Here is a 5,454-nt window from a genome sequence, read left to right on the forward strand (position 1 = left end):
GCGCCGGCTGAGGGCGGCGGTGACGAGTGGCCGTTGCCGGATTTCGTCGGCGCGTTGTCCAGCGGCAAGGGTGACCTCGCCGCCCGTTCGGCCGAAGTCCTGCGCGCGGAACTGGGGCGCGCCCCCGAGTGATTGTCTGGGCCACCGGGCCACCGGGCCACCGGGCCACCGGGCCGCTGATCGCCGCAGCCGACACCGACGACGAGCACCACGCTCGAAGCGTCGCTCTCATGCGGCGTACGCCCAGGCCGCTGCTTGTTCCCTATCCCGTCCTGACCGAGGTCTGCTTCATGCTCGAACGGGAGAAGGGCACCCGTGCCGAGGCCGCCTTCCTGCGCTCTGTCGGCACTGGACAGATCAGCCTGATCCCGCTTGCTCGCCAGGACCTCGACCGGATGGTCGAGTTGGTCGAGAAGTACAGCGACTTCCCACTCGGCGCCGTCGACACCTCCGTCCTCGCAATCACCGAACGGCTCGGCGCGGACGCCATCGCGACCCTCGACCGGCGGCACTTCTCTGTCGTCCGCCTCAAGAAGCCGATCGCACTGCTGCCGTGACACCTCGGTCGACGGCGCGGCGGGGCATGTCGGGCCACGGCGACACCAGGCTGCTCGACGAGCTTGTCGACCCTCCGCGTCGAGACGAGACCCTGCCAACCACAGCGACAGCACGCCGACAATGGCGTCACCTCGCCGACCAGACCGACAGCACGCCCACGAACGCCCCGCCCCGGACCCCCGGGACGATCCACCGCCGACAGCACCCGGACGCCGACCACAACATCCCGGTCATCTACATCACCGTCCCCCCGGCCGCGACCCCACGGATGATCGCGGTCGAGTTCGCCCGGTTCCTCGGCCTCCCCCTGCCTGCCCGCGCCAACATCACCGACGTCCTCGACGCGGTCTGCCGACTCTGCTGAAAGCCGCCACCTCCCTGGTCTGCGTCGACGAGATCCACAACCTCAACCTCGGGACCCGGCACGGCGCCGAGGCATCCGACACGCTCACGTACTTCGCGGAAAGGCTGCCCGTGACGTTTGCACACCTACCCCGAAACAATCAGAACTGCTGCCGTCCTCCTCGCAGCCTGCGGCCACCCCTGAACGGGCCGACTCGACTGGCAGGACCATGGCCCGGTCGCCGGCAGGCCGACTTCAACGACAAAAGGACGCCCACGGATTTTGACATCGAAGTAGGCCCTGCCAGGTCAGGGCATTGCCGACCGGCCGAGATGCCTGTCAGCGGACACCGGGCCCCGGACAGGGGCGATGCTGGATGATCGTGTCGACCAGAACATCGTCTACCGAGTAGAACAAGTGTTCCGAACACCTGGCGGTTCCGGGCACTTTCCGGGCCGCCAGGCGACCGTGGCCGTGGTCAGTGTGGCTGGTCGAGTTGGCTGGCGACGAGCGGGAACTCTGCCCGGAGGAGCACTGTCAGTTGCTCCTGGATCTCGCGCAACGCGGTCGTGGTGATGCGCCACACGATGGACCAGTCGATGTCGCGCATCTGATCCATGTCGCGGCGGCGATCCGGTCGGGTGAGGAAAGCACGATCACGACGGGCAAGTGCGGAAGGCTCCGGGGCCAGCTGAACCACAAGATTGGGTCAATGATGCAGTTCTAGAGGGCAGTCAGGTCCGCCTCCGCCTGGGCGAGCTGCCGGGCCGTGGCGGCCAGCTTCCGCTCGAGCTCGGCTCGCGCCTCCGGTCGGAGCTGGCTGCGGCGCTGGAGTTCGGCGAGACCGCGCTGAAGCTCGTTCTCGATGAGCCTTCGCCGTGAATGGTGACTTCCGAGTGCCTGGTCGCGCTCCTTGTGAATGGCGGGGTCATGCGGATTGTAGCGGAAAGAGCGCTCGCAGGAGTCGCGCCATGCGACCAGATTCGCGGTCTTCGCTTCCCCGAAGCCGTTGATGTCCGCTATCCTGTAGTGGCTCACATCCGCAGCAGTGTGGATGCCATACGCGGCAAGTCGCTGCGTGAGGACCGGGCCGACCAGCCTGATCGAGGCGCTGCTGATGTACTGTCGCTCCAGGTGGCGGCGCAGCTGGCGATCTCGCACGGTGCGGTCGAATTCCGCGAGTGCCTGTCTCTCCCGTTTCGGGATTTCGACAGTGTATTCGGAGTGGAGTTCGGCAAGTAAGTGACGGATAGCGTGAAATCCTACCGGGCCGGCTTCCGCTGCCTCATGGGTCGCGGCTGCATGGGCATCTCGCGCCTGTGTCGCCGCGAGCAGGCGCGCGCTCTTCTCCTGGCGCCTGGGTTCCCCGTACCGCGCGAGCCACCGATGTACAAGGGCGGGCAACGCCAACGCCAGAAGACCGCGCGCCCCTGCGATTGCTATAAGCAAGATCACCACGGCTGCCACGATGGGCCAGACGACAAACGGTGTCATCTTCGAGCGCACTGTCGCCGGGAGCGGCCGAGCAACGAACGTGGTCGCTGCATCGGGGGATGCGGCAATCAGCGCCGGGGCCGGTACTGCGGATATATGTGCCCAAAGTGCCGCGATGTTGCCCTTCGCAGCGTATAGCTTCGCCGCGACCTGCGCCCTGACGAAATGTTCGATTCCCGAACTGTCGAGGGAACACCAGGGACACGCCCGGACGTGGGCTGGGTAGGCGTGGTGTGAGTTCGCGCGGCACACGGCTATCTGCGGAAGCAGCCCATCGAGTGCCGATACCCACTCCGGAGCATTCGGCCGGAGCTGGATCCCGGGCTCGGTGAACGCCTGGATGAACATGTGGTGGATCGCGGCCGGAAGGATGGCCACCGGGACAGCTGTCGGTGGCGGGACCAGACCGCGGCTTCCTTTGTCCGGGGCGTCGGCGAACCGGAAACTACTAATGTCAATCGACATGTCGTTACCGACATCGCCACGGAGCGGACGACCCGCGAAGGGATGGCGTCCACCGAGGAGCAGCTGGAAGATCAGGACCGCCAGACCGAAGTTGTCGTGGTTTTCGGTTCGCACCATCCGGCTGAAGTCACCGATCGCGTGCAACTCAGGCGGGGTGAAATCCGGAACCCCGACCAGGCAGGGAAAAATCCGGCCATTCGCACTCACCTGGAATGAGTCCGCGTCGATCAGCATCACGCGGCCGCTGTCCGGGGCGACCATCACCGCGTTTTCGTTGACGTCACCCACGACCAGTCCGCGCTGGTGGATGGCGGCGAAGGCATCCGCCGTGTTCCGGGCCATGACCAGCAGGTGCTTCCACGACAGCTGAGGCTGTTCCTGCTTGCGGTGGCCGGGGTTGTAGAGCTGATGGATGGGAACAGATGCGCTCACGACCGGCATGACGAAGCCCTGCACGGGACCTCTCGGGTTCAGATGCAGAGTCTCCACCGGCCAGGCGACAAACTTCCGGATATCGGCGTCCCGTCGGGACGCCATCAGCCGAAGCTTCTCCTGTCGGTCGTTGTCAGGGACCTTGTGGTACAGTTTTGCGACGCGACCTGGGTCTCCATTGATCTGGTGGACGGAACCCTCGCCCCCCTTACCGAGAACAGGGCCCAGCGAAAGCTCGATCCCCGTGGAAGTGACCAGTCGGGTGGTGCTCATGTCCTCGCGTCCGAGATTTCCGTTTCGTCACCAACTGGCGCCGAGCCGACGTCGCCGAGCCAGACTGCGATGGCGAGTGTCTTGTCGTCGTCGGTCCGATCGTTGACCTGCGGCCCCCGCAGGAACCGTCCCAGTGCCAGGCTGAGCTGGTCGAGCAGTAGCTCCTCGTTACCGGATTCCGCCTGCTCAAGCGCTTTGAAGAAGGGCCGAAAAAACGGTTCGTGAGGTGCGCCTGTGACGAGGTCGAGTGCGATTCCCTGCAGGCCATCGGTGAATGCTGCAATATTCGTGGCGAGTGGATCGAAGGTTCGGACGGCGAGCACCTCGCGGAAGTCGTCCTGCGTGACGAAGTGCGTCATGTTGGCGTACTCCCCGTTCATGGGCGCCACGGCAATCTCTAAGCCGGTCCCGACGTCGAGGACGATGCCACCGTCGCCAATCTGGAAAGCCATTGTTCCGAGCGTTGGCGCGGCGAGCACACCAAGCAGTGTGCAAGCGAAGTCGCGAGGCCAGAGGTTTCTGCCGGCGGCCTTCGACGCGATTGTGTCGTGTGCCGCCGTCACCAGGATCTCGGCCAGACCGGCATCCAGAGTGATCTCAGATCTGTTCAGGCACGACTGGAGGGCCGCAGCCACAGCCGCTAGCGCGACCTGTGCCCCTTCACCACCGTGCTCGGCGCTGCCCGCACCATCCGCGATGACGACCGCGAGCAACTCGTCGCCGCGCGGCAGCGGATACTGCCCGAAGAGGCAGTCGTCGTCACAGGGAAGGCTTCGTCTGATGTGCGAGGTGCCGGCCTCGGACCTCGCAATGACACGCCAGGTCAAATGGCGGCCCACCCGGTCGGTGCCGCGAGCTGCGTCTCGGTGCCGACGGCGGAACGGGATACCGACCCCAGGGAACTGGACAGCCACTGGAAGAGCTCCTGGAACTTGAGTCCCTGCAGCGCGAGCGGCTGGCGGACGACGATCCGCCGAAGTATCTCCATGTTCGCTCCCTGAACGCCAACGCCGAAAAGCGCGAACTCCTTCGCGGCCTCACCCACCTGAACGGCGTCGGCGGCCGCCTGCCAGTTGTCCGTCGGCTCCCCATCGGTGATCAGAAAGACCCACGGGCGATAGTACTTCACCCCGTTGTTCCGGTATTCATTCTTGCGGTCTCGGAGCAACGACAGCCCCCGGGTGATGGCTTCACCCATCGGGGTGGCCCCCTGCACGTGCAACTCAGGCGCGGTGAACGCCGAGGCAGACACGAAGTCAGTCACCACCTGCACCGGGCCGAAGGTGATGATCCCGACCTCGACGCGCTTCGCGGCGAGGTTGTCCGAGGTGAGTTCTTCCTGGAAGGCCCTGAGACCGGAGTTGAGCTCGCGGATCGGCTGACCGTTCATGGACCCGGATACGTCCAGCAGCAGCAGGCAGGGACACCGCGGCTCGGGGTTCAGGGCGAAGTCCACCTCGGGCTGGTGGCCGAAGTCGAAGTTGTCGTAGCCGATCTGCTCGGTCATCCCATCTCAATCCTGGTCGGGCGGGCGTTGCCGGGTGCTCGGCGACGAGGCGCAGGCCGGGCATCGGATCGAAAATGCAGTATCAATAGTGCCAGACCTGCACGTACGACCGGGGTCCGGCGGCGGCCACGTCAGGACGCCGCGACACGAGGCAGGATCCGTTCGCCGGCCATCCATCGCGAGAGCACCTCCCGGTCGACCAGCTGGATGCGGTGACGGTGGCCGAAGTCCGCGGCCGCCGAGGTGAAGCGGCCCGAGGTGACCAGCAGCGCGACACCGGCACGATGATCCGTCCGCGCACAGCCGTTGAACTCTTTCACCGCGGACGGGCCCACGGCAAGGCCCGAGTAGTGCTTGCACTGCACCGCGATCCGGACCATTC

At 65.7% G+C, this 5,454-nt stretch carries 6 protein-coding genes and 1 pseudogene; 2 read left to right on the top strand and 5 right to left on the bottom strand.

What is annotated here, in order from left to right; all coding sequences use genetic code 11:
- The first annotated feature begins 128 nt into the window (after positions 1–128).
- Both MJ783_RS18825 and MJ783_RS23755 read left to right on the top strand, forming a co-directional pair.
- Positions 129–557, top strand: coding sequence for a type II toxin-antitoxin system VapC family toxin (locus tag MJ783_RS18825; protein ID WP_239312144.1), 429 nt, complete (start codon positions 129–131; stop codon positions 555–557).
- Positions 558–751: 194 nt separating this feature from the next.
- Positions 752–1,047, top strand: a pseudogene (locus MJ783_RS23755) (AAA family ATPase); the annotation flags it as partial.
- 332 nt (positions 1,048–1,379) lie between these two features.
- Here MJ783_RS23755 and MJ783_RS18835 read toward each other — a convergent pair.
- The 5 genes from MJ783_RS18835 to MJ783_RS18855 all read right to left on the bottom strand — a co-directional run.
- A complete protein-coding gene (locus tag MJ783_RS18835; protein WP_239312150.1) occupies positions 1,380–1,520 on the bottom strand; it encodes a hypothetical protein in 141 nt (46 codons plus the stop codon).
- A 104-nt stretch (positions 1,521–1,624) separates the two neighbouring features.
- The gene (locus tag MJ783_RS18840; protein ID WP_239312153.1) at positions 1,625–3,565 is read right to left on the bottom strand and encodes a helix-hairpin-helix domain-containing protein; all 1,941 of its coding nucleotides are present in this window, start codon (positions 3,563–3,565) and stop codon (positions 1,625–1,627) included.
- Positions 3,562–4,392, bottom strand: coding sequence for a PP2C family serine/threonine-protein phosphatase (locus MJ783_RS18845; protein ID WP_239312154.1), 831 nt, complete (start codon positions 4,390–4,392; stop codon positions 3,562–3,564). Before MJ783_RS18845 ends, MJ783_RS18840 begins: the two co-directional genes overlap by 4 nt.
- Positions 4,389–5,072: a VWA domain-containing protein gene (locus MJ783_RS18850; RefSeq protein WP_239312156.1), complete on the bottom strand. Its 684-nt coding sequence runs from the start codon at positions 5,070–5,072 to the stop codon at positions 4,389–4,391. Before MJ783_RS18850 ends, MJ783_RS18845 begins: the two co-directional genes overlap by 4 nt.
- A gap of 131 nt (positions 5,073–5,203) precedes the next feature.
- Positions 5,204–5,454 (bottom strand): restriction endonuclease (locus tag MJ783_RS18855; RefSeq protein ID WP_239312158.1); only part of this gene is annotated, 251 nt, incomplete at its 5' end.

It is taken from the genome of Protofrankia sp. Cj3 (assembly GCF_917627355.1).
Lineage (GTDB): Bacteria > Actinomycetota > Actinomycetes > Frankiales > Frankiaceae > Protofrankia.

Excerpts from the sequence above, each read along its gene's own strand:
- MJ783_RS18835 (WP_239312150.1), bottom strand. The coding sequence starts at position 1,520 with ATGGATCAGATGCGCGACATCGACTGGTCCATCGTGTGGCGCATCACC.
- MJ783_RS18840 (WP_239312153.1), bottom strand. The coding sequence starts at position 3,565 with ATGAGCACCACCCGACTGGTCACTTCCACGGGGATCGAGCTTTCGCTG.
- MJ783_RS18850 (WP_239312156.1), bottom strand. The coding sequence starts at position 5,072 with ATGACCGAGCAGATCGGCTACGACAACTTCGACTTCGGCCACCAGCCC.